18 protein-coding genes are annotated in these 23,398 nt (G+C 60.1%); 10 read left to right on the top strand and 8 right to left on the bottom strand.

The window, feature by feature from the left end; translation table 11 throughout:
- Positions 1-8: 8 nt before the first annotated feature.
- From pcaF to pcaC, 4 genes are read left to right on the top strand one after another with little or no spacing between them, the layout of a single operon-like run.
- Positions 9-1,211 carry a 3-oxoadipyl-CoA thiolase gene (gene pcaF, locus ABLV64_RS03775; protein WP_004887005.1) on the top strand — a complete coding sequence of 401 codons (1,203 nt, stop codon included), beginning with the start codon at positions 9-11 and terminating at the stop codon, positions 1,209-1,211.
- Between the two features lie 9 nt (positions 1,212-1,220).
- On the top strand, positions 1,221-2,573 hold the full coding sequence (locus tag ABLV64_RS03770) for a 3-carboxy-cis,cis-muconate cycloisomerase (RefSeq protein WP_017898693.1): 1,353 nt from the start codon (positions 1,221-1,223) through the stop codon (positions 2,571-2,573).
- Positions 2,563-3,330 (top strand): 3-oxoadipate enol-lactonase, encoded by a 768-nt coding sequence (gene pcaD, locus ABLV64_RS03765; RefSeq protein WP_048294806.1) that lies wholly within the window; start codon positions 2,563-2,565, stop codon positions 3,328-3,330. The genes ABLV64_RS03770 and pcaD overlap by 11 nt, the downstream gene beginning before the upstream one ends.
- A complete protein-coding gene (gene pcaC, locus ABLV64_RS03760; protein WP_004886998.1) occupies positions 3,320-3,709 on the top strand; it encodes a 4-carboxymuconolactone decarboxylase in 390 nt (129 codons plus the stop codon). Before pcaD ends, pcaC begins: the two co-directional genes overlap by 11 nt.
- Before the next feature lie 755 nt (positions 3,710-4,464).
- On the opposite strand, the gene ABLV64_RS03755 is transcribed toward pcaC, so the two are convergent.
- From ABLV64_RS03755 to ABLV64_RS03745, 3 genes are all read right to left on the bottom strand, one after another.
- The gene (locus tag ABLV64_RS03755) at positions 4,465-6,081 is read right to left on the bottom strand and encodes a mechanosensitive ion channel domain-containing protein (RefSeq protein WP_065904147.1); all 1,617 of its coding nucleotides are present in this window, start codon (positions 6,079-6,081) and stop codon (positions 4,465-4,467) included.
- Positions 6,082-6,245: 164 nt separating this feature from the next.
- On the bottom strand, positions 6,246-7,898 hold the full coding sequence (gene fumA / locus ABLV64_RS03750; RefSeq protein ID WP_048294808.1) for a class I fumarate hydratase FumA: 1,653 nt from the start codon (positions 7,896-7,898) through the stop codon (positions 6,246-6,248).
- A 54-nt stretch (positions 7,899-7,952) separates the two neighbouring features.
- On the bottom strand, positions 7,953-9,464 hold the full coding sequence (locus tag ABLV64_RS03745; protein ID WP_049092623.1) for an anion permease: 1,512 nt from the start codon (positions 9,462-9,464) through the stop codon (positions 7,953-7,955).
- A 642-nt stretch (positions 9,465-10,106) separates the two neighbouring features.
- Between ABLV64_RS03745 and ABLV64_RS03740 the strand changes: the two genes are divergently transcribed.
- Together ABLV64_RS03740 and ABLV64_RS03735 are read left to right on the top strand one after the other, a co-directional pair.
- Positions 10,107-12,884, top strand: coding sequence for a flavocytochrome c (locus tag ABLV64_RS03740; protein ID WP_348842960.1), 2,778 nt, complete (start codon positions 10,107-10,109; stop codon positions 12,882-12,884).
- 65 nt (positions 12,885-12,949) lie between these two features.
- Positions 12,950-13,900 carry an FAD:protein FMN transferase gene (locus ABLV64_RS03735; protein WP_048324073.1) on the top strand — a complete coding sequence of 317 codons (951 nt, stop codon included), beginning with the start codon at positions 12,950-12,952 and terminating at the stop codon, positions 13,898-13,900.
- On the opposite strand, the gene dcuR is transcribed toward ABLV64_RS03735, so the two are convergent.
- Both dcuR and ABLV64_RS03725 read right to left on the bottom strand, forming a co-directional pair.
- Complete coding sequence (gene dcuR, locus ABLV64_RS03730) at positions 13,881-14,600, bottom strand: two-component system response regulator DcuR (protein WP_017900307.1); 720 nt, start codon at positions 14,598-14,600, stop codon at positions 13,881-13,883. The genes ABLV64_RS03735 and dcuR overlap by 20 nt on opposite strands.
- Positions 14,597-16,213: a sensor histidine kinase gene (locus tag ABLV64_RS03725; RefSeq protein WP_004206077.1), complete on the bottom strand. Its 1,617-nt coding sequence runs from the start codon at positions 16,211-16,213 to the stop codon at positions 14,597-14,599. Before ABLV64_RS03725 ends, dcuR begins: the two co-directional genes overlap by 4 nt.
- Before the next feature lie 152 nt (positions 16,214-16,365).
- On the opposite strand from ABLV64_RS03725, the gene ABLV64_RS03720 reads away from it, so the two are divergent.
- The 4 genes from ABLV64_RS03720 to ABLV64_RS03705 all read left to right on the top strand — a co-directional run bounded on the left by ABLV64_RS03720 (position 16,366) and on the right by ABLV64_RS03705 (position 20,810).
- Positions 16,366-16,689: a hypothetical protein gene (locus ABLV64_RS03720; RefSeq protein WP_172972448.1), complete on the top strand. Its 324-nt coding sequence runs from the start codon at positions 16,366-16,368 to the stop codon at positions 16,687-16,689.
- Positions 16,690-16,888: 199 nt separating this feature from the next.
- Positions 16,889-17,809, top strand: coding sequence for an N-acetylmuramic acid 6-phosphate etherase (locus tag ABLV64_RS03715; protein ID WP_017900310.1), 921 nt, complete (start codon positions 16,889-16,891; stop codon positions 17,807-17,809).
- Between the two features lie 307 nt (positions 17,810-18,116).
- Positions 18,117-19,727, top strand: coding sequence for a malate dehydrogenase (quinone) (gene mqo / locus ABLV64_RS03710; RefSeq protein ID WP_228958665.1), 1,611 nt, complete (start codon positions 18,117-18,119; stop codon positions 19,725-19,727).
- A gap of 156 nt (positions 19,728-19,883) precedes the next feature.
- Positions 19,884-20,810 (top strand): LysR substrate-binding domain-containing protein, encoded by a 927-nt coding sequence (locus ABLV64_RS03705; RefSeq protein WP_004206070.1) that lies wholly within the window; start codon positions 19,884-19,886, stop codon positions 20,808-20,810.
- On the opposite strand, the gene mdcH is transcribed toward ABLV64_RS03705, so the two are convergent.
- The 3 genes from mdcH to ABLV64_RS03690 are packed head-to-tail and all read right to left on the bottom strand — an operon-like array spanning position 20,800 to position 23,282.
- Positions 20,800-21,702 carry a malonate decarboxylase subunit epsilon gene (gene mdcH, locus ABLV64_RS03700; RefSeq protein WP_064187270.1) on the bottom strand — a complete coding sequence of 301 codons (903 nt, stop codon included), beginning with the start codon at positions 21,700-21,702 and terminating at the stop codon, positions 20,800-20,802. The genes ABLV64_RS03705 and mdcH overlap by 11 nt on opposite strands.
- Positions 21,702-22,319: a malonate decarboxylase holo-ACP synthase gene (locus ABLV64_RS03695; RefSeq protein ID WP_017900313.1), complete on the bottom strand. Its 618-nt coding sequence runs from the start codon at positions 22,317-22,319 to the stop codon at positions 21,702-21,704. The genes mdcH and ABLV64_RS03695 overlap by 1 nt, the downstream gene beginning before the upstream one ends.
- Positions 22,320-22,322: 3 nt before the next feature.
- A complete protein-coding gene (locus ABLV64_RS03690) occupies positions 22,323-23,282 on the bottom strand; it encodes an AEC family transporter (protein ID WP_057215020.1) in 960 nt (319 codons plus the stop codon).
- Positions 23,283-23,398 lie beyond the last annotated feature (116 nt).

The following is a 23,398-nucleotide window of genomic DNA, read 5'->3' as shown; positions in this document are numbered from 1 at the left end:
AACCTATGATGAATCAGGCATTTATCTGTGATGCGGTGCGTACACCCTTTGGCCGTTTTGGTGGTACTCTGGCGACGATGCGCGCCGACGACCTCGCGGCGCTGCCGCTGAAAGCGCTGCTGGAGCGTAACCCGGGGCTGGATCCCTCGCGCATTGACGATGTGATTCTGGGCTGCGCCAACCAGGCCGGGGAAGACAACCGCAACGTGGCGCGCATGGCGCTGCTGCTGGCCGGGCTGCCGGAGAGCGTGCCCGGTAGCACCATCAACCGCCTGTGCGGCTCCAGCCTCGACGCGATCGGCGTCGCGGCGCGGGCGATTAAAAGCGGTGAAACGCAGCTGATGATCGCCGGCGGGGTGGAGAGCATGTCCCGGGCGCCGTTTGTGATGGGTAAAGCGGAGAGCGCCTTTAGCCGCAACATGCAGATGGAAGATACCACCATCGGCTGGCGCTTTATTAACCCGCAGATGAAAGCCTTGTACGGTGTCCATTCCATGCCGGAGACGGCGGAAAACGTCGCCGATGAGTTTGCCATTTCCCGCGCCGATCAGGACGCGTTCGCCTTGCGCAGTCAACTGCGCGCCGCCGCGGCCCAGGAGGCAGGACGTTTCGCCGATGAGCTGATCGCCGTCCAGGTGCCGCAGCGCAAAGGCGAGCCGCTGCGGTTTAGCCGCGATGAACACCCGCGCAGCACCTCGCTGGAGGCGCTGGCTAAACTGCGCGGCGTGGTGCGCGCCGACGGCAGCGTCACCGCCGGGAATGCCTCCGGCGTTAACGATGGTGCCTGCGCGCTGCTGCTGGCCAGCGAAACCGCGCTGGCGGCCAACGATCTTCAACCGCTGGCCCGGGTGGTCGGCGTGGCGACGGCGGGGGTGGCGCCGCGCATTATGGGCTTTGGCCCGGCGCCGGCGGTGCGGAAGGTGCTGGCGCAGACCGGCCTGACGTTAGCCCAGATGGACGTGATTGAGCTGAATGAAGCCTTCGCCGCTCAGGCGCTGGCGGTGACCCGCGATTTGGGCTTACCGGACGATGCCGCCCATGTGAACCCCAACGGCGGGGCGATCGCCCTGGGGCATCCGCTCGGCGCCTCCGGCGGCCGCCTGGCGATGACCGCGGCTTACCAGCTGAAACGGACCGGCGGCCGCTACGCGCTGTGCACCATGTGCATCGGCGTCGGGCAGGGGATCGCCCTGATTATTGAACGTGTTTAAGGAGCCAGAATGAGTTTGTTGACCCCGATGCTGCGCAGCAGTCCGCTGACCGACTGGTTCAGCGACGCGCAGCGGGTGCAGGGCATGCTGGATTTTGAAGCGGCGCTGGCCCAGGCGCAGGCCGCCTGCGGCATGGTGCCGACGGCGGCGGTCGGGCCGATTGTCGCCGCCTGCCGCCACGAGGCGATCGATTTTACCGCCCTCGGCGAGGCGGCGGTGGGGGCGGGTAACCTGGCGATCCCGCTGGTGAAACAGCTGACGGCCCAGGTAAAAGCGCGCGATCCGGACGCCGCGCGCTACGTTCACTGGGGCGCCACCAGTCAGGACGCCATCGACACAGGTCTGGTGCTCCAGCTGCGCGGGGCGCTGGAGGCCGCTGAGACCCTGCTTGAGCAGCTGTTGGCGGCCCTCGCCGGGCAGGCGGATCGTTATCGCGATACCGTGATGCCGGGCCGGACCTGGATGCAGCACGCGCTGCCGGTGACCTTTGGCCTGAAGCTGGCGGGTACCCTCGACGCGCTCCTGCGCTGGCAGCAGCGGCTGCGCGAGATGCGTCCGCGTCTGCTGGTGCTGCAGTTCGGCGGCGCCGCGGGGACCCTGGACGCGCTAAAAGAGAAAGGGCCGGCGGTTGGCCAGGCGCTGGCGCAGAATCTTGGTCTGACGCTGCCGGATACCCCGTGGCACAGCCAGCGCGATCGGCTGCTGGAGGCGGGCGCCTGGTTCGCCGGCGTCTGCGGCACCCTGGGGAAATTCGCTAACGACTTCTCCCTGCTGATGCAGACCGAAGTGGCTGAGGTGGGCGAGCCGGTAGCGGAAGGGCGCGGCGGCTCGTCGACGATGCCGCATAAGCGTAATCCGGTGGCCTGCGCGGCGATCCTGACCGCCGCCCAGCGCACGCCGGGGCTGATGGCGACCCTCTACGCCAGCCAGATTCAGCAGCACGAGCGGGCGCTGGGCGGCTGGCAGGCGGAGTGGGAGACGCTGCCGGAGCTGATTACCCTGGTGGGCGGGGCGCTGGCGCAAAGCGAGGCGCTGGTGCGCGACATGCAGGTCTTCCCGCAGAAGATGCGCGCCGACCTCGATATTACCCACGGGCTGATCATGGCTGAGGCGGTGACCCTGGCGCTGGCGGAATTCATCGGCAAAGCCGAGGCGCATCATCATATTGAGGCGCTGTGCCGTCAGGCGCTGGACCGCCACTGTCCGCTGGTCGATCTGCTCGCGGCGGATCCGCAGGTCAGCCAGTATCTCTCCCGCGAACGTTTAACCACGCTGCTGGACCCGGCAACGGCGACCGGCAGCGCCGAATGCTTTGTGCGCCAGGTGCTGGCGCGTTATCAGGAGCAACATGATGAATCTTGATTATCAACTCGACGGACCGGAAGGTGCGCCGGTTATCGTTCTCTCCAACTCGCTGGGCACCACCCGGGCGATGTGGCAGCCGCAGATTGAGGCGCTAACCGCCCATTTCCGGGTGCTGCGCTACGACACCCACGGCCACGGTAAAACGACGAAAAATGGCAAAGTGACCCTCGCCCAGCTGGGGGAAGATGTAATTGCGCTGCTCGATCATCTGAATATCGACCGGGCCTGGTTCTGCGGGATTTCGATGGGCGGTCTGACCGGTCTGTGGCTGGGCCGCTTTGCGCCAGAGCGTTTTTATGGTCTGGCCGTCGCCAACACCGCGGCGCGCATCGGCGATCAGGCCAGCTGGCTGTCGCGGGCGCGGGCGGTACGCCAGGAAGGAATGGCGGTGGTGGCCGCCGGGGCGGCGGACCGCTGGTTCACCCACGCGTTTCGCCAGAAGGCGCCGGAGGTGGTGGAGGCCCTGTGTCACCAGCTGACCCATACCGATGCCGAAGGCTATGCCGCCTGCTGTGAGGCGCTGGCCGCCGCCGACCTGCGGGGCGAAGCGGGGAAGATCCCGCTGCCGACATTAATCATCGCCGGGGAAAGTGACCCTGTCACCACGGTCGCTGACGCCAATTTTCTGCAGCAGCAGATCCCCGCTTCCCAGGTGGTGGTTCTGCCGGCATCGCATCTGTCAAACATTGAGGCGGCGAAAAGCTTTACTTCAGCGCTGCTGAGCTTTTTCCAGGGAGAACGCCATGGAGGATAAACAGCGCTACCAGGACGGAATGGCGGTGCGGCGCAAAGTGTTGGGCGACGCCCACGTCGACCGTACCCTGCAGCATCTGACGCCGTTGAATGACGAGTTTCAGGACTTTATCACCCGCTACGCCTGGGGTGAGACCTGGACGCGTCCGGGGCTCGACCACCACACCCGCAGCATGATCACCATTGCCATGCTGATCGCTCTCAATCGCGAGGCGGAGCTGAAGATGCATCTACGCGCGTCGTTTAACAACGGGGTGACCCGCGATGAGCTGAAAGAGCTGATCATGCACTCTGCGCTGTATTGCGGGCTGCCGGCAGCCAATGCCACGATGCATCTGGCGCAGCAGGTGTTTGACGACATCGACGCCGGGCGGGGTTAAGTCGTCGTCCGAGTCGGATTGCCCGGCAGTTGTTGTAGGCCGGGTAAGGCGTAGCCGCCACCCGGCATAATGGCGGGTACGGCGCCGATAGATTGCCCGGCGGCGCAGCGCTTGCCGGGCCTGGGAAGCGAAGATCGCCTGTAGACCCCGTAGGCCGGGTAAGGCGTAGCCGCCACCCGGCGAAATAACGGCACAACCGGAAATGTCCCTGTTCGCACTATGTTTGGCAGGGCCACAACGTTTGGCAGGGCTACAACGTCTATGTTAATTTCGGGCAGATTGCGCTCCCGGTTGATCTTCTGCGTTATGTCTCTTATGGCGCAGGGAGCGCACAGGGGGCGGCCAGTCGCCGCCGCCCCCTGTACCCCCGGGCTCCGGCCAGCAAAATCGCCGCTGCGCGGTCCCTTCGACTTATCCCTGCAGGCTTCGGGTCGGGCCGAGGCAGCGTCCATGCAAAACACGGCCCTCAGCCCGCATCCATGCGGGCTGCCCCGGCCTTCCGGGAACGTCTCAGCGATTTTGAGGCCGCCAGCATCGGCAGTTTCAGCAACAATGGTGAATAAATTAACGGCAGGTCGTAAGTACGTAGGCCGGGTAAGGCGTAGCCGCCACCCGGCATAATGGCGGGTACGGCGCCGATAGATTGCGCAGCGGCGCAGCGCTTGCCGGGCCTGCGAGGTGTAAGCCTGTGAGAGGATCCTGTAGGCCGGGTAAGGCGTAGCCGCCACCCGGCGACATTCCCGATACGTTAACCCTTATTTCTCAGGCTCCTGCGGCGCGACAGCCGGGGCGGCGTACCAGGCTTCCTGCGGCACCACCACTGCGGCTCGGGGCTGCATCACATAGTTCGGCGACATAATCTGCACCCCGAATTCGTTAAACACATCGATAATGCAGCTGTGTAACGCGTTACGGCCATCTGGCAGCTTCGTCGCGGGTAATAAGCGCACCTGCAGCTCATACGAGGTGTACCAGTCGAGCAACCCCAGCTTACGCACCACCGGCGCAATTTGCTGATCGACCCCGGGGGTGCGTCTCGCCGCCAGCTCCAGCAGCGCATGAACCTGGCGCCAGGGCGTATCGTACCCGATGGTGACGCTGGTAGTGAGATTGAACCCGCCGTCGCTGCTCTCGGCGCTGAGATTGACAATCTTGCCGCTCACCACCACCGCGTTCGGTACCGTCACGATGTAATTTTCACGGGTGAGGATCTTGGTCGCCAGGACGCCAATCTCGCTGACCTGTCCCTCATTGTCAGCGAGGCGGATCCAGTCGCCTTTACGCAGCGCCCGGGAGTAGATTAGCACCAGGCCGCTCATCGCATGGGTCATCACCCCGGTCGAGCCGAGGGTCAGCATCAGGCCGAAGAACACGCTGATGCCCTTGAAGGCAAGGGAGTTGGCGCCGGGAAGAAACGGGTAGGCGGCGGAGAGGGCGAACAACCAGATGACCACCGAGATAAGCCGACGGGTAGCGCTCACGGTCTCCGGATGAATGCCGGGAACCTGAATGCGGCCGGCGGCGACCTGGTCGAGAACCACTTTCACCAGGCGAATGATGAGCCAGGTAATGAGAAAAATAAGCACCACGATTATCAGCCCCGGCAGGGAAGCGACAATCGACAGCGAGATATCGCGGATCACCCCCAGCGACCAGTCACCCAGCGATTCACTCCATACGCGCGTCCAGGGAAACAGACTGAAGACCCAGCTCAGCCAGATGTAACAGGCCAGGACACCGACGAAGATCGCCAGCGCGGCATACAATCGGACCTCGATATTGCCGAGAAAGCGCCGCCAGTGCTGGGGAATAGCGCTGCGCTTTTCGAGGATCCGCAGCTGGAAAAAGCGCCGTACCCGCCGCCAGGTGCGGAAGGCGCCGTAGTAAAACAGCGCCAGCAGCAGCGCCCCGGCGAGGGCCTTACCGGCGGAGATCAGCAGATAGCGTTGATTGAACTGTTCCTGCAGGCCGGTGCGCTGGGCTTCCATCCGCGCCAGCACCCGCTGGGCCGCCTGGTCGAGGGTTAAATCATCACCTTCGTCGAGATCCGCCTGGCTCAACAGCAGCACCGGTTTGCCGTTCATCAGAAACAGCCGTCCCGGCTGACCATAGCGAATAACCGGCACGATCCGCAGCGGCTGGCGAATATCCTCCTCGGTAAATGCGCGCAGGGCGCTGCGGGTGCGCAGCACGCGCTCTTCTGGCGTCGTCTGGCCAAAGGTCGCCTGCAACATCACTACCGGCTGGTGGAAAATATATACCGTGCGCGCCTTTTCGCGAGCGGTTGGCTGCTGCCGCGGCTCTGCGGCCAGCGCCGGCTGTAACGCCAGCAGCGCCAGTACCCAGAGGATAACCACGCTTATCCTGTTCATAGAAGCACCTGAGAAAGAGAATTATTGTTATTTTTCAGCAAGCAAGGTAGGACTTGTAGTTGAGCATAGCCTGGCAGGAAGTGAATTCAAGCTGGCGCGGCGCGGGCATAAAAAAAGCCGTCACCTGAACGGCGACGGCCTGCTGTTAGCGCCAGAAGGGGGTGTTAGCCGTGCTGTTTACAGCCAGCGCACTGCTTGTTCTGGATCTGCTGGAAGAAATCGTTGCCTTTATCGTCGACGAGAATAAACGCCGGGAAATCTTCCACTTCGATTTTCCAGATAGCCTCCATCCCCAGTTCCGGGTAGGCCACGCACTCGAGGCTCTTGATGCTCTGTTGCGCCAGCACCGCCGCCGGGCCGCCGATGCTGCCGAGGTAGAAGCCGCCGTGTTGGTGGCAGGCGTCGGTGACCTGCTGGCTGCGGTTGCCTTTCGCCAGCATCACCATGCTCGCGCCGTGGGACTGCAGCAGATCGACGTAAGAGTCCATGCGGCCAGCGGTGGTCGGGCCGAGGGAGCCGGAGGCGTAACCGGCAGGCGTTTTAGCCGGGCCGGCGTAGTAGATCGGATGATCTTTTACGTACTGCGGCAGTTCCTCGCCGTTGTCGAGCAGCTCTTTCAGCTTAGCGTGCGCGATATCGCGGGCGACGATAATGGTGCCGTTGAGGCTCAGGCGGGTGGAAACCGGATGGGCGGACAACTGCGCCAGGATCTCGCTCATCGGCTGATTCAGGTTAATGCTGACCACCTTGCCTTCGCCCTGCTGACGCAGATGCTCAGGGATATATTTCCCCGGATTGCTCTCCAGCTTCTCAATCCAGATGCCGTCGCGGTTGATTTTGGCTTTGATGTTGCGGTCGGCGGAGCAGGAGACGCCCATGCCGATCGGACAGGAGGCGCCGTGGCGCGGCAGGCGGATCACCCGGATATCGTGGGCGAAGTATTTGCCGCCGAACTGCGCGCCGAGGCCGAGGTTCTGCGCTTCCTGCAGCAGTTCCTGTTCAAGCTGCACATCGCGGAACGCCTGACCGTGCTCGTTGCCTTCGGTCGGCAGGCCGTCGTAGTAGCGGGTGGAGGCCAGCTTGACGGTCTTCAGCGTCGCTTCCGCCGAAGTCCCGCCGATGACAAAGGCGATGTGGTACGGCGGGCAGGCGGCGGTACCGAGGGTGCGCATCTTCTCGACCAGATAGTTTTTCAGCTTCGTCGGGGTGATCAGCGCTTTGGTTTCCTGATAGAGATAGGTTTTATTGGCGGAACCGCCGCCTTTCGCCATGCACAGGAATTTATATTCGTCGCCGTCTACGCTGTAGAGATCGATCTGCGCCGGCAGGTTGGTGCCGGTGTTGACCTCTTTATACATATCCAGCGGGGCGTTCTGGGAGTAGCGCAGGTTATCTTCGGTATAGGTGTTGTACACGCCCTGCGCCAGGGCGGCTTCGTCGCCGCCGCCGGTCCAGACGCGCTGGCCTTTTTTACCCATGATGATGGCGGTGCCGGTGTCCTGACAGGTGGGCAGGACGCCTTTGGCGGCGATTTCCGAGTTGCGCAGGAACTGCAGGGCGACATACTTATCGTTATCGCTGGCCTCCGGGTCGAGCAGAATCGAGGCCACCTGCTGCTGATGGGAGACGCGCAGCATAAAGGCGGCATCGTGGAAGGCCTGTTGCGCCAGCAGGGTCAGCGCCTGCGGTTCCACTTTCAGCACTTCCTGGCCGTCAAACTCGGCGACGGAGACGTGCTCTTTGCTGAGCAGATAGTATTCGGTATCGTCGTGCGCCAGCGGGAATGGATCCTGATAAACAAACGGTTTAGTCGACATAATCACTTACTCCATAAAGATAAAAACCGCCGGGGTGCTCCCGGCGGTTATGAATCAGAACATCATGGACATCCACGGATAGCCAATCAGCAGCAGGGCGGCCAGGAAGATGGCACCAAAGATGGTGCCGAGGCGCCAGTAATCTTTGGTCGGCAGATAGCCGCTGCCGTAGTAGATCGGGCTCGGGCCGGTACCGTACGGGGTGATGATCCCCATCACGCCCAGCGAGGTCACCATCAGCAGAACGAACACTTCCATATTCATTCCCGGAATGGTGGCGGCGATGGTCAGCATGGCCGGCAGCAGCGCGGTAGTGTGCGCGGTGGTGCTGGCAAACAGATAGTGCAGCAGGTAGAACGCCAGCAGCAGGACGATGGTCGCCATCCCCGGGGAGATACCGCTCATCAGCGCGCCGCCCTCTTTACCCAGCCAGGCGATAAAGCCGGTGGAGGAGAGGCCGTCGGCCAGCGCCACCAGGGTGGCGAACCAGACAAAGGTGTTCCACGCCGCTTTATTGTTGGTGATATCGCTCCAGGAGAGCACGCCGGTCCACAGCATCAGCACGATAACCAGCAGGGCGGCCAGGGCCGGTTCAATCCAGTCGGCGGCGAAGATCCACATCATCAGCGCGAAGCAGACGAACACCAGCAGCAGGATCTCATTGCGCGACAGTTTGCCCAGTTTTTCCAGTTCACGAGCGGCCCACAGCGGCACTTCGTTATTGACTTTCACTTCCGGCGGGTAGAACCAGTAGGCCAGCAGCGGCATGGTCAGGATCAGCAGTACGCCAAGCGGCAGGAAGGCGATGAACCAGGTGCCCCAGGAGATGTTGATACCGACGATGCTTTTTACCAGCGCCAGCGCCAGCAGGTTCGGCGCCAGTGCCGACAGGAACATCGAACTGGTGATACAGGCGGCGGTGATCGCTACCCACATCAGATAGGAACCGATTTTACGCGCGCTCGGATCGTTCGGTTTTGAACCGTACAGCGGCGGCAGGTTGGCGATAATTGGGTAAATGGTGCCCCCGCTGCGCGCTGTATTCGACGGCGTAAACGGCGCCAGCAGCAGATCCGCGAAGGTGATGGCGTAGCCCAGCGTCAGGCTGCGACGGCCGAGATATTTCACCAGAATCAGCGCCAGGCGGCGGCCGAACTGGGTTTTATCGTAGCCGGCGGCGAACATAAAGGCGCCGAAGATAAGCCACACGGTGGAGTTGCCGAAGCCGCTCACCGCCCACTTAAAGGAGGCGCCAGCCATTTTGAAGCCGGGTGCGGCCATCTGTTCCGGGCTGAACAGCAGCCACTGACTGCACAGGGCGATGACCACCACGCCGGTGATGCCGATAACGGCGCCAGGCAGTGGTTCAAAAATCAACCCGACGATCACCCCGACGAAGATAGCGAAGTAGTGCCAGGCGTACGGCGGCAGGCCGTCCGGGACCGGGACGAAGAGTAACAGCACAGCAACGATAATCGGCAGCGCCATCATCAGGAGACGTTTTTTATTCGCAGTCGTTGGATTGACTGCACCGGCAGGCGGTATGGTTGTCTTTTTCTCTTTCATAATGAGTATCTGCAAGTTGTTGAAAATAACGTTTCCGCCAGCGATGCGCTCAGTGATTTCTTTAATTACAAAAGTTACTTTAGTTTTTATTTTGCGTTTCTGAGTATCGTCGTGGCGATTATTTAACGCGGTTTGATGGGCGTTAAATTAAATTTGTTGGTTATTTATATATTGCGCTTTCAATGGTCGTTGCAATTGATCGAGATCAAGAAAAGCAGGTGATCTTACTATTTTTTTATTTTCGATATAACCCTATCTGATGAGGTGTTATTTTGGCGAAAATATCGATAAATGTTAAAATAAAAAATGTACAACTAATGCTTTTTTTACTCTATGCATGTGTATGTATTTGAAATAATGACAAATAATTTTGATGGTTGGTCGTTTTGAATGTTAACGCAAGTATCTAAAATGTTATCCTTCATTTGTATTATGTAAATGCTATTTATTATTTTAATAATACAATAGGGGTAGCGATGTTATTGCTGGGGTTAAATAGTTTTATAACTAACGTAATTGATTTAGTAACTAAAAAAGTCGCTATATTATTAGCATGACAACAGGAATTAAAAAACCACAACCATTAATGATTCCGTCACCCCATTCTGAATTTTTAATATTTCAAAATCTGGAGCGTAACTTATGACCAGTAACGAACGTATTTTGCAGCCATTTACTTTACCAAATGGTACGGAACTGAAAAACCGTTTGCTGATGGCGCCGATGACCACCTGCACCGGTTATTTCGACGGGACTGTCACCAGCGAGCTGGTGGAGTACTACCGCGCCCGCGCCGGCAGTATCGGCACCATTATTGTTGAGTGCTGCTTTATTGATGACTACGGTCTGGCCTTCCCGGGCGCTATCGGTATCGATAACGATGAAAAAATCGCCGGCCTGGCGAAAATCGCTGAAGCAATTAAAGCGGAAGGTTCGAAAGCGATTCTGCAGATCTATCACGGCGGCCGCATGGTCGACCCGCAGCTGATTGGCGGACGTCAGCCCGTGGCGCCGAGCGCCATCGCCGCCCCGCGTGAGGGCGCCGCGATGCCGCGGGCGCTGAGCGGAGAAGAAGTGGAGGGGATGATCGCCAAGTTTGGCGAGGGCGTCCGCCGCGCTATCCTTGCCGGCTTCGATGGGGTCGAAATTCACGGCGCCAACACCTACCTTATTCAGCAGTTCTATTCGCCAAACTCCAACCAGCGCGACGACGAATGGGGCGGTAGCCGCGACAATCGCGCCCGCTTCCCGCTGGCGGTTCTCGACATCACCCTTAAAATGGCCCGCCAGTACGCTGACGATGCCTTTATCATCGGCTACCGCTTCTCGCCAGAAGAGATGGAGGTCCCGGGGATCCGCTTCGATGACACCATGTATCTGCTGGAAAAACTGGCCGCTCGCGGCGTCGATTATCTGCACTTCTCGGTGGGCGCGACCCTGCGTCCCTCTATCGTCGATACCAGCGACCCGACGCCGCTGATCGAGAAATACTGCGCCATGCGCTCTGACACTCTGGCTCAGGTGCCGGTGATGGGCGTCGGCGGGGTGGTTAACGTTGCCGATGCCGAGCTGGGCCTCGATCACGGCTATGACCTGATCGCTGTGGGCCGCGCCTGCATCGCCTATCCTGACTGGGCGGCTCGTATCGCCGCGGGTGAAGAGCTGGAGCTGTTTATCGACAGCACCCAGCGCGAAGCGCTGCACATTCCGGAACCGCTGTGGCGCTTCTCGCTGGTGGAAGCGATGATCCGCGACATGAGCATGGGCGACGCTAAATTTAAGCCGGGGATGTTTGTTGAAACCGTTCAGGATGACGCCAATGAACTGGTGATCAACGTCAGCCTCGAAAATGACCATATCGCCGATATCGAACTGGCGGCGAGCCCGGTGCAGACCGTGGAGTTCACCACCAGCTTCGAAGAGATCCGCGAACGTATTCTCACCGCCAATACCCCGCACGTCGACGCCATTTCCGGGGCCACCAGCCAGAGCGAGGCGGTGAAAAAAGCGGTCGCCAAAGCGATGCTGAAATCGAGCAAAGCGCTGGCGGCGGAAGAGGGCGGCAATGACGCCGCGCCGAAAAGCTATGATGTGGTGGTCGTCGGCAGCGGCGGCGCCGGCCTGGCGGCCGCCATTCAGGCTCACGACGAAGGCGCCAGCGTGCTGATCGTCGAGAAAATGCCGACCATTGGCGGGAACACCATCAAGGCTTCCGCCGGGATGAACGCCGCGGAGACCCGCTTCCAGCGCGTGAAAGGCATTCAGGACAGCAAAGAGCTGTTCTATCAGGAAACCCTGAGGGGCGGGCACAATAAAAACAATCCGCAGTTGCTGCGCCGCTTTGTGGAGAATGCCCCGCAAGCCATTGAATGGCTGGCGGACCGCGGCATTATGCTCAATGATATCACCACCACCGGCGGGATGAGCATTGACCGCACCCACCGTCCGCGCGACGGGTCAGCGGTCGGCGGCTATCTGATTAGCGGCCTGGTGCGCAACATCACCAAACGCGGCATCGACGTCCTGCTGGATACCTCGGTGGAAGAGATCCTGATGAGCGGCGATGAAGTCAGCGGTGTGCGTCTGATCAACGACGAAAACGAGATCGTAGAGATCCAGACTAAAAGCATTGTGGTGGCCACCGGCGGCTTCAGCGCCAACAGCGCGATGGTGGTGAAGTATCGTCCTGACCTCGAAGGCTTCGTCACCACCAACCACAAAGGGGCCACCGGGAGCGGTATCGCGCTGCTGGAGCGCATTGGCGCCGGTACCGTGGATATGGGCGAAATTCAAATCCACCCGACCGTTGAACAGCAGACCTCCTATCTGATTTCCGAGTCGATTCGCGGCGGCGGGGCGATCCTCGTCAACCAGCAGGGTAACCGCTTCTTCAACGAAATGGAGACCCGCGATAAAGTCTCCGCGGCGATTATCGCCCTACCGGAACACTATGCGTACATCGTCTTTGACGAACATGTGCGGGCGAAAAACAAAGCCGCCGATGAGTATATCGCCAAAGGCTTCGTCACCAGCGCCAGCTCGCCGCGTGAACTGGCGGATAAACTGGGGATGGATTACCATGCCTTTCTCGCCACCCTCGAGTGCTACAACGGGGCGGTGGAAAAACAGCATGATGAACAGTTTGGCCGTACCACCGCGCTGCGCGCGCCGATTAACGAAGGTCCGTTCCATGCCATCCGTATCGCCCCGGGGGTGCACCACACCATGGGCGGCGTGACCATTAACACCGATGGCGAAGTGCTGGACGTTGCCCGGCAGCCGATCCGCGGCGCCTACGCCGCCGGTGAGGTGGTTGGCGGGATCCACGGCGGCAACCGTATCGGTGGTAACGCGGTGGCGGATATCATCATTTTCGGCACCCTCGCGGGTCGCCAGGCGGCGAAACGCGCCAGAGGATAAGACGTAATTGCTGATGCCGGGCTGGCGCTCTCGCCGCCCGGCTTATCCCTTCTAAGGAGAGCCCGATGTCTGATAACCGCGTCTATAGCTACTCCGCCGTTCTGATGGGTTCTCCCATCCTGCTCAAACTCTGCTCCCATAATGAGGCGCTGGCCTCCCGCGTATTTCAGTTAATCAAACGCTACGAAGATCTGCTTACCGTTAACCGCGCCGAGTCGCAGGTAATGGATATCAACCACGCCGCCGGACGTCACCCGGTGACGGTCAGCCGCCCGGTCTTTCAGCTCATTCAGTGCGCCAAAGCCGCCAGCATGGTGCGCGACAGCGCCTTTAACCTCGCGATTGGGCCGCTGGTGAAGCTGTGGCGAATTGGCTTTCAGGGACACCGTGTGCCTGACGCCGGCGAAATCAGGGCCCGGCTGGCGCTGACCCGCCCGCAAGAGGTGATCCTGGATGAGGCAACCGGCAGCGTGTTTCTTCAGCAGCCGGGGATGGAGCTGGATCTTGGGGCGATCGCCAAAGGCTATATCGCTGACCGGGTGCGTGATTATCTTCGTCAGCAGCAGGTGGAAAAGGCGCTGATCAACCTCGGCGGCAACGTGCATACCCTTGGCGAATGGGCCATTGGCCTGAAAAAACCGTTTGCCGATGCGCAGGCGCTGATCGGCTCTCTGACGGTTAACGGACAGTCGGTGGTCACCTCGGGCACCTACGAACGTTATTTCGAGCAGGATGGCAGGCGCTGGCACCATATTCTCGACCCGCGCAGCGGTTACCCGCTGGATAACGAACTCGACAGCGTCACGGTGATTTCCACTGATTCTTTAGACGGCGATATCTGGACCACGCTGCTGTTCGGTCTCGGCGTCGAGAAAGGCTGCGCAGCGCTGCGTCAACGGCAGGATATCGACGCGATTTTCGTCACCAAAAATCGCGACATTATACTTTCATCGCCGCAGCGATTGCGCTTTGCGCCGCTGGATAGCGGCTACCGCGTTATTGACTGTACTGCTTAAGCAAACTGTACTGTTCGGCCACCAGCCGGTAGCGATAGACCGGCCGCCCGGTGGCGCCGTAGTGGATAGTGGTATAGAGAATATTGATCTGCGCCAGCCAGATCAGATACTTACGGCAGGAAACGCGGGAGATATTCACCGCCGCCGCCAGCTCATCGGTAGAGAATTCAACGTCCGGGTGGGCGTCAATCCACTGGCACAGCGTGCGCAGGGTTTGCGCGGTCAGCCCCTTGGGCAGCTTGCGCGCGTCGCTGGCCTCCGGCGTGCCGCCGTGCAGCAGGCGGTCAACGTCGGCCTGCTCGTAATAGGGTTGGCCGGTTATCAGCTTGCGCTTCTCCCGCCAGGTAGTGAGCGCCTCTTCAAAACGGGGAAACTGGAAGGGTTTGATCAGGTAATCGACTACCCCGTAATGCATGGCGGTCTGCACCGTGGCGGCATCCGCCGCTGAGGTGATCATGATGACGTCGATGGCGCGCCCCGATTGACGGATAGTCGGCAGCAGATCGAGCCCGCTGTCCTGCTGCATATAGACATCCAGCAGCACCAGATCGATCTCCTGTTGCGGATCGTTAATCATCTCCTGGGCTTGACTGAGCGTCGAAGCGCTCCCGCTGCAACGAAAGCCGGGAACCCTTGCCACGTACAGGCGATTCAGTTCGGCCACCATGGCATCATCGTCAACAATCAACACATTTATCACGCACGTTTCCTTTTACTATCCCAGGGGAGATGAACAAAAAATTGAGTAAATACGCCGGGTTCCGACTCGACGGCGAGGGTGCCGCCCAGCTCGCGTAATTGCTGGTTGGCGAGAAACAGCCCGACGCCGCGATTCTCGCCTTTGGTGGAGAAGCCTTTGTTAAAGATAGCGTCGATGTTGTTTTCCGGGATCCCCGGCCCGTCGTCGCTCACTTCACCGCTTAGCCAGCCGTCCTGATAGTGCAGCAGCAGGCCGATCTCGCCCTCCGCCTGACCGTTCATGGCATCCAGCGCGTTCTCAATAAGGTTGCCCAGCACCGTCACCAGCACGGTGACCTGCTTCTCATTCGGGCAATCCGGCACCAGGCTCTCTTCCGCCAGCTTAAGGGTAAAGCCGCACTCGGTGGCGCGCTGCATTTTACTTATCAGAAAGCCGGCGACCACTGGGGATTTTATGCGGTGCTGAATATCGCCGATGTCCGCCTGGTAGCGATGGGCGGTCTGCAGCACGTACTCCTCGAGTTTGCCATAGCTTTTCATATTCAGCAGGCCGAGGATCACGTGCAGTTTATTCATAAATTCATGGGAGGTGGTGCGCAGGGCATCGACATAGCTCATCATACCGTCCAGCCGCTGCAGCAGCTGGCTGACTTCGGTCTTATCGCGGAAGGTACAGATGGCGCCGACCACGGCCTCCTGGCTGCGGATAGGCACCGTGTTGCTGATTAGCAACAGGCCATTGCATCCCAGCTCGCGGTCATACATCGGCTCGCCGCTGTGCAAAACCGTCTGCAGGTCAGCGAGCAGCGGGGTATGAGCGAGCGTCTTGTCCGGCCCGGAAAAGAGGATCTCGCGCGCCGCCGGGTTGATCAGGTTAACCTCACCATGGGCATCGACGGCCACCACCCCCTCCTTAAGGGCGTGAAGCATGGCCTGACGCTGCTGAAACTGAGTGGAGATTTCGTGCGGCTCCAGCCCCAGCAGGACGCGCTTCAGGCCGCGCACCAGGCTCCAGGTGCCGAGGGCGCAAACCAGCGCGCTGAACAGGATGGTCAGCAGCACGTCCCAGCGGCTGTTGGCGATCTGCTCGTCCACTTTACTCAGCGAAATGCCGACCACCACCACGCCAATCTGCTGATGTTGATCGTTGAACACCGGGGTAAACACCCGCAGCGCCGGGGCCAGCACGCCGTGGTTAATGGCCACGTTCTCTTTTCCCTGCAGCGTCGGCTGGATATCGTGGCCGATGAAGGGTTTGCCAATAATTGAGCTATCCGGATGCGAATAGCGAATACCCTGCATATCGGTGACGATAGCGTACAGCAGGTCGTTGCGCCGGGTGATGGTCTGCGCCAGCGGCTGAATAATTTGCTGCTGCGGCGGCGCCTCCAGTCCGCGCTTCACCTGCGGCATATCGGCCATGGTGCGCGCCACCGCCAGCGCGGTCTCTTTCAGACCATCGCGAGTGGCATTGCTGATCTGCATATACCACAGGGCATAGACCAGCAGCAGCACGGCGCCGATCACGCTGCCGATCATCAAGGAGACGGCGGTGCTCAGCTTTAACGGTAAGGCGCGTTGACGAACGCGAGGCGGGTGCTCTGATGCCTTCATGACGATCCCGGATAGAGTCAGTAAATGATTATTATCGCTGATAGCGTGGCATTCATAAAGCCGTGTAATCAAAGCAAAAGGCCGCTTTTGCTACGGTAGCCTCGTCCCGTCCACGATAAACTGTCGCTTTTCGCCACAGGCTTAAGGCAGACATGATGGAACTGGCATCTCTGGTCCGGGATATTCTCCGGCAACAGCACGTTGAACAACTGGCACAGCATCGTGAACAGGACCATGAAGCGGAAGCAGAGTGGCAGATCGCGCGCTGGCGACATCGCAGCGGGGTGGTGATCCAGCACCGCTACGAACTCGAACTTCCGCAACAGGATGCCGCCTCCTGCCCGGAGTGCTGGATCGAGTGGCAGGTTATCGATAGCGCCGGCCTGGTGGTGCAGCCAATGCGCAAACAATTTTATAACCTCTGTCAGCAATCCTTCTGGCTGGCCATGCAGGCGGACGGCGAAGATGAGAGCTGAGACAGGATTGTTCAGATAATCGGCAATTGCCCGTGAACGGGCGATCGGGACGGTAAACTGTGACCCCGACGGCGGTAAAGCGCGGAAGATTCCCCTTATAGTGGCGACAGAGGTTAAATAGTCCTGATGAATATAAGGATATGCATCAGGCCGCTGATTTCGCCGAGATGCGCTTTTTCTGTCGTAAATGGAGGTTGTTATGAGCAGTTCGCTAACCGCGTCAATGCAGGCACGTCGTCACCCGGATACCACCCACATCGATCGCCTCGCCACCGCCGACATGCTGGCGATGCTGCATCAGGATGATAAGCAGATATCGGAGGCGGTTGGCGCCTGTTTGCCGGATATCGCCCGGTTGATTGATATCGCCACCGCGACAATGAGCCGGGGAGGGCGTCTGGTTATTATCGGCGCCGGGGAATCAGGCCGCACGGCTGTCCAGGCGGTCAGCGACTACTCTCCGGAAGGCAAACACGCGCTGGTGGGGCTGATTGCAGGTGGGCAGACGCCGGCGATGGCCGAGCGGGAGACCGCGGCGAATAATTACGATCTAGGCGCCTTCGAGCTGCAGTCGCTGGACTTTTCCAGCCACGATATGCTGCTGGCGCTTACCGTTAGCGGCAAGACCCCATGGGTCTGGGGGGCGATGCGCCACGCCTGGTCGCTGGGGGCTCCGATCGCGGTGGTGACTCAGCAGGCGGCCAGCGAGGCGGCGCAGCTGGCGGATATTATTATTGCTCCGCAAACCGGGCCGGAAGCGGTGGCGGGCTTGACCAATCCGAAGGCCCGGCTGGCCCAGCGGCAGATCCTTAACATGGTGTCGACGGGCCTCGCTATCCGTGACGGCCGGGTGTACAGCAACCTGCGAGTGGATCTGCAGGCTGACAGTCCACACTGGGCGGAGCGGCAGGTGGCGATTGTCATGGCGGCCACCGACTGCACGCGCAGCGAAGCGAAAGCCGCGCTGACCAGCTGCCACCACCAGTGCCGCACCGCCATCCTGATGCTGCTCAGCGGGCTGGACGCCTGGCACGCGCGGGAGCTGCTGACCAAACATCACGATCATCTGCGTCTCGCCCTGCGCGAAGCCCAGCGCAGCGCTGTCACTCCCGCCCATTAAGCCTTTAGCCAGGCGCGCACAAACGGTATGCGCGCCTGCACTTTATTAACTAAAGAAATTCCTCTCCTCTATTTATTCCGGTAATTGCGCTGAATTTTCAGTGAGATTTTACGCCGACGCTTATTTTTTAGTGCCGCTCTGATTTTTTAAGTTAAATAATTATTTGATTAAAAATGCGAGAGTGTAAATGATATTTTAAAATAAAGTAAAAGTGCGTTAATATGCTGCCTCTTATTACCGTGTGCTACGTGATAATTCTATTATGCCTGCAATGAAAAAAACGATTATTTCCTTTACCGCATTAGCGATGTTCGTCAGCGCGGCGACGCATGCTGAAGCGGATACCTCTAAAAAAACCGACTTCCTGCTGATTGGCGGCGGGATCATGAGCGCCTCGCTTGGCACCTGGCTGCAGGCGCTGCAGCCGGACTGGAACCTGACGATGGTGGAGAAACTGGACGGCGTGGCCCTGGAATCCTCCAACGGCTGGAATAATGCCGGTACCGGTCACTCGGCGAATATGGAGCTGAACTATACGCCGGAGCGGGCGGACGGATCGATTGACGTCAGCAAAGCGCTGGATATTAACGAACAGTTCATGATTTCCCGTCAGTTCTGGTCGGCACAGGTGAAGCGCGGTATTTTGCACGACCCGCACTCCTTTATTAATTCCACGCCGCATATGAGTTTCGTCTGGGGCGATAATGTCGACTATCTGCAGAAGCGTTATACCGCGCTGCAGCAGACCACCTTATTCCAGGGGATGAAATTCTCCACCGACCACGCGCAAATTAAACAGTGGGCGCCGCTGGTGATGGAAGGCCGCGATCCGCAGCAGAAAGTGGCTGCCACCTGGACGCCGGTGGGTACCGACGTTAACTATGGCGAAATCACCCGGCAGCTGATCGGCAGCCTGAAGAAAAACAGCCATTTCACCCTGCAAACCTCCTCTGAGGTCACCGATTTCAAACGCAATGCCGATAACTCCTGGCACGTGACCATTAAGAACGTGCAGAGCGGCGAGGCGCAGACCATCGATGCGAAATACGTCTTTATTGGCGCCGGCGGCGGTGCGCTGAAGCTGCTGCAAAAAACCGGTATTCCGGAAGCGGACAACTATGCTGGCTTCCCGGTGGGTGGTTCGTTCCTGATGACCGAGAACCCGGCGGTCACCGCGCAGCACCTCGAGAAAGTGTATGGACAGGCTTCGGTCGGCGCACCACCGATGTCGGTACCGCACCTTGACGCCCGCTACCTCGATGGCAAGCGCGTGGTGCTGTTTGGGCCTTTCGCCACCTTCTCGACCAAGTTCCTGAAGAACGGTTCCTTCTTCGACCTGTTGAGCACCACTACCACTGACAACGTGCTGCCGATGACCCACGTCGGTCTCGACAACTTCGATCTGGTGAAATATCTCGTCAGCCAGGTGATGCTCAGCGATGATGACCGCTTCGCCGCGCTGAAAGAGTACTACCCTGACGCGCGTAAAGAGGACTGGAAGCTGATCCAGGCCGGCCAGCGCGTGCAGATCATTAAGAAAGACGCAGAGAAGGGCGGCGTGTTGAAACTGGGCACCGAAGTGGTGGTCGATCAGCAGAAAACCATTTCCGCGCTGCTTGGCGCGTCGCCGGGGGCTTCCACCGCTGCGCCGATCACCCTCAATGTGCTCAAGCAGATGTTCCCGACGCAGTTTAACTCGCCGGAGTGGCAGACCCGTATCCACCAGATCGTGCCGAGCTACGGCCAGAAGCTGAACGGCAACGTGGCGCTGACCCAGCAGGTTTGGGATGATACCGCCGCGACCCTGCAGCTGACGAAACCGCCGGTGATCCAGATGCCAGCGGCTGCGCCCACCGCGACCGCGAAGCCGGTTGAGCCTCAGCGCGACGCCTCGCCGCAGCATGATATGGCGCTGTAAAAGCAAACTTGAAAGTGAACAAAAGGGAAGACCACGGTCTTCCCTTTTTTGCGTCCATTCCCCGCCTGCGCCGCGCTCTGCCTGCAACTTTGCCGTCATAAACGATATACTGATTTGAATTGAAAAAGAAAAGCAAATCAGGAGTGTGGAAGGGCTATGCAAGACGATATCAACCAGGAGATCACCTTCCGCAAGTTGTCGGTCTTTATGATGTTTATGGCGAAAGGCAATATCGCCAGAACCGCCGAAGCGATGAAGCTCAGCAGCGTCAGCGTCCACCGCGCGCTGCATACGCTGGAAGAGGGGGTGGGCTGCCCGCTGTTTGTTCACAAAGGGCGCAATTTACTGCCGCTGCAGGCGGCATGGACGCTGCTGGAATATTGTCAGGATGTGATGAGTCTGATGAGCCGGGGGCTTGAGGCGACGCGCAAAGTCGCCGGCGTCGGCCAGGGGCGGCTGCGCATCGGCACTCTTTATTCCCTGACCCTGGAAACCGTCCCGCGCATTATCATGGGCATGAAGCTGCGGCGCCCTGAGCTGGAGCTGGATCTGACCATGGGCTCTAACCAGATGCTGCTGGATATGCTGGAAGACGACGCTCTCGACGCTATCCTGATCGCCACCAATGAAGGGGAATTCAATAATACCGCTTTCGACGTGGTGCCGCTGTTTGAGGACGATATTTTTCTCGCCGCCCCGGCGACGGAGCAGCTGGATGCCTCACAACTCGCCGACCTGCGCGATTACGCCGATCGCAAGTTTGTGTCGCTGGCGGAGGGGTTCGCCACCTATGCCGGATTTCGGGAAGCATTCCATATCGCTGGTTTCGAGCCGGAGATCGTCACCCGGGTGAATGACATCTTTTCGATGATTAGCCTGGTGCAGGCGGGCGTCGGGTTTGCGCTGCTGCCGGGGCGAATGAAGAAAGTCTATGAAAAAGATGTACAGCTGTTAAAGCTGGCGGAGCCGTACCAGATGCGCCAGCTGATCTCGATTGTCTATTCACACCATCGCGAGCGCGATGCCGACCTGCTGGCGCTGGCGGCGGAAGGAAGGATGTACGCCCGGAGCCTTATTCGTTAAGCCGCTGCGCCAGATGGCGGGCAACGTCCACGCCGCTGCGTTCCAGCGAAAGGGTCTCCCCGCGCCAGCCCGCCTGGCGGGTCAGGCAGGTGAGCACGCCGCCGGGCGGCATCTCGATTGCCAGTCTCGCGTCGCGTTCATCGGCGGCGATCATCGCCTCCTGCCAGTGGACGGTGCGCGCCATGTTCATCGCCAGATCGTCGGCGATCCGCTGCGGATCCCACAGCACGCGCGCTGTCGAGCCGCTTAAATAGGCGCACTGCGGGCGCGTTAAGGTCAGGTTGGCAAAGGCTTTTGCCAGCGCTGCGGCGGGTTTATCCAGCAGCGCACAGTGCGATGGCACGCTGACCGCCAGCCGCTGCGCCTTGCTGGCGCCCGCCTGCAGCGCCAGCTGTGCCACTTCGGCCATGGCTTCATCGCGTCCGGCGATTACAATCTGCGTTTCGGCGTTGAGGTTGGCGAGATAGACCTCGTGGCCCTGCATCAGCGCCTCAACCCGCGGGCGGGTCAGGCCCATAATCGCCGTCAGCCCGTAACCTTCAGGATAGGCCTGTTCCATGAGATCGCCGCGCAGGGCTACCAGCCGCAGCGCGCTGGCGAAATCGAGCGCGCCGGCAATGACCGCTGCGGGAAAGGCGCCGATGGAGAGGCCGCTGACCATCTGCGGATTAACGCCCTGGCGCTGTAGCTCGCGCGCCCAGGCTACCCCGACGATCAGCAGACAGAGCTGGACCGCACGGGTGTGTTTTAGCGCATCAGCGCTATCGAGAGTCTCGACTTCATCCCCCAGCACGGCGCGCGCCTGGCTGAGGATCGCTTCGCGGTCGGGGATAGCCGCCAGCATGTTGGGACGCTGGGCGCCCTGTCCGGGAAAAGTAAACAAAATCTTCATCATTCCTCCCTGCGCCACGGCGCAGTAGTTAAGCGCGCACCGTGTGACGTTTTCAGCAGCGCCCGCCCATCGCGTAGCCACTCATTGAGGGCGAAGGCGCCGTACGGCGTTTCGACCTGGGTATCGGCGCGGCACGGGAGCTTGGCCACCCGGGACTGCCATTCCAGCAGCGCCTCGCGGGCCAGCGGCTGCGGCGCGCGGATCAGCAGATCCAAATCGCTTGCTGCATGGAGTACCGGGATTTCGGTCGCCAGCGCGTAGCCAGTGCTGCCGGTGACGCCCCAGCGCCAGGGCCAGTCGTCCAGCGTCAGGGCGATAGCCGCCTGCACCGGCGGCTGCGAAACAAAAGGAGAGCCCAGCAGGCGCTCGCGCTCCACCAGCATCTCCGGGGTGACGCTGCGCACGATATTCTGCGCCTGTACCCAGCCGGCGGCGCGCTGCTCGCGCTTCATGCCCCGCACCCCAACCGGGATGCGGGCCTGGCCGTCAACGTCGCGCCTCACCACCACCGGCAGCGCGGCTCGCCACTGCTGAACCACCCACGGCTCGGCAATATCTTCCAGGGCGCTGGCGTGGTTTAACCAAACTAAATCGTGGGGACGCGGCGTTGATGACATGGTTTACAGTCCTGAAGTCAAAGAGATAAACAGCGGTAACGACAGGATACACAGAACCGAGCTTAACAACAGCACGGCTTCAGCATCCGGGGACTGCACGCCGAAGCGGTTGCCGAACACCACGCCGAAGAAGCCGGCGGCCAGGGCAATCATCAGGATCGCGGTAATCGCGATGGAGCCATGCAGACCCAGCAGCATCACCAGACCCCAGGCGATAAACGGCTGTACCAGCAGTTTTACGAGGGTGGAGGTGGCGATCAGCGCATTGAGCTGCAGTTTACGCGCCGAGAGGATTACCCCGGTGAGGAACAGCGCTGCTGCGGTAGCGGCCAGGCCCAGCGGTTTGATGGAGGCCAGCAGCAGGTCCGGCATTTTAATGCCGATCGCGGAAAGCACCACCCCAAGCAGCGGGCCCCAGACGATCGGTTTTTTCACTGAACGCCACATCAGCACCGGCAGCATCGCCAGCGTAGAACCGCTGTTTTCCCCCGCGGCGCGGGCTTTTTCACGCTCCAGAATCAGCAGGCAGAAGGGGGTCATCAGGACCGAACCGCAGGCGATAGAGACCGCCACCGACAGCGAGGTCGATGCGCCTTCGCCGAGCACGCTGCCAAGGATCGGCAGGCCCAGCGCGGCGTAGTTCGGCAGCGCGACGGTGAGGGTCAGCACCGCGGCATCCTGCGGGGTGCGTTTGAACACGCTGGTGGCGAGGAAGTAGATCCCGGCGTAGGTGATCCACATCGCGCCGGTCAGCACCAGCACCAGCGGCGACTGGGCGACGATACCGGCCCACGGCGTTTGTACCGTCGCGCTAAACAGCGTGGCGGGTAAGGCAAAATCCATTACAAAAATATTAAGCAGCGAGACGTTTTTGTTATCTACCATACCGGCCTTACCGGCCCAGAAGCCCAGCAGCATAATGACGAAAATCGGCGCAAGAGCATGAATAATCACATAAGTCATAAATCACCTGTAAATAAAATAGAGTACTGGCGCGATTGTTATTTTTTCTAAAAGCCGTCCCTGCCCGGCGCGGTTATTACGCGCTCCGGGGGACGGCTTCCGGCAGGTTTTCTTCT

The organism is Klebsiella sp. JB_Kp031 (assembly GCF_040064295.1).
Classification (GTDB): domain Bacteria; phylum Pseudomonadota; class Gammaproteobacteria; order Enterobacterales; family Enterobacteriaceae; genus Klebsiella; species Klebsiella quasipneumoniae.
Note: the sequence above shows the minus strand (reverse complement) of the source record. Positions and strands in the feature narration are given on the sequence as shown.

Bases quoted from the DNA above. Each gene is read 5' to 3' on its own strand.
- pcaF (WP_004887005.1), top strand. From the start codon at position 9: ATGAATCAGGCATTTATCTGTGATGCGGTGCGTACACCCTTTGGCCGT.
- ABLV64_RS03770 (WP_017898693.1), top strand. From the start codon at position 1,221: ATGAGTTTGTTGACCCCGATGCTGCGCAGCAGTCCGCTGACCGACTGG.
- pcaD (WP_048294806.1), top strand. From the start codon at position 2,563: ATGAATCTTGATTATCAACTCGACGGACCGGAAGGTGCGCCGGTTATC.
- pcaC (WP_004886998.1), top strand. From the start codon at position 3,320: ATGGAGGATAAACAGCGCTACCAGGACGGAATGGCGGTGCGGCGCAAA.
- ABLV64_RS03755 (WP_065904147.1), bottom strand. From the start codon at position 6,081: ATGAACAGGATAAGCGTGGTTATCCTCTGGGTACTGGCGCTGCTGGCG.
- fumA (WP_048294808.1), bottom strand. From the start codon at position 7,898: ATGTCGACTAAACCGTTTGTTTATCAGGATCCATTCCCGCTGGCGCAC.
- ABLV64_RS03745 (WP_049092623.1), bottom strand. From the start codon at position 9,464: ATGAAAGAGAAAAAGACAACCATACCGCCTGCCGGTGCAGTCAATCCA.
- ABLV64_RS03740 (WP_348842960.1), top strand. From the start codon at position 10,107: ATGACCAGTAACGAACGTATTTTGCAGCCATTTACTTTACCAAATGGT.
- ABLV64_RS03735 (WP_048324073.1), top strand. From the start codon at position 12,950: ATGTCTGATAACCGCGTCTATAGCTACTCCGCCGTTCTGATGGGTTCT.
- ABLV64_RS03725 (WP_004206077.1), bottom strand. From the start codon at position 16,213: ATGAAGGCATCAGAGCACCCGCCTCGCGTTCGTCAACGCGCCTTACCG.
- ABLV64_RS03720 (WP_172972448.1), top strand. From the start codon at position 16,366: ATGATGGAACTGGCATCTCTGGTCCGGGATATTCTCCGGCAACAGCAC.
- ABLV64_RS03715 (WP_017900310.1), top strand. From the start codon at position 16,889: ATGAGCAGTTCGCTAACCGCGTCAATGCAGGCACGTCGTCACCCGGAT.
- mqo (WP_228958665.1), top strand. From the start codon at position 18,117: ATGTTCGTCAGCGCGGCGACGCATGCTGAAGCGGATACCTCTAAAAAA.
- ABLV64_RS03705 (WP_004206070.1), top strand. From the start codon at position 19,884: ATGCAAGACGATATCAACCAGGAGATCACCTTCCGCAAGTTGTCGGTC.
- mdcH (WP_064187270.1), bottom strand. From the start codon at position 21,702: ATGAAGATTTTGTTTACTTTTCCCGGACAGGGCGCCCAGCGTCCCAAC.
- ABLV64_RS03695 (WP_017900313.1), bottom strand. From the start codon at position 22,319: ATGTCATCAACGCCGCGTCCCCACGATTTAGTTTGGTTAAACCACGCC.
- ABLV64_RS03690 (WP_057215020.1), bottom strand. From the start codon at position 23,282: ATGACTTATGTGATTATTCATGCTCTTGCGCCGATTTTCGTCATTATG.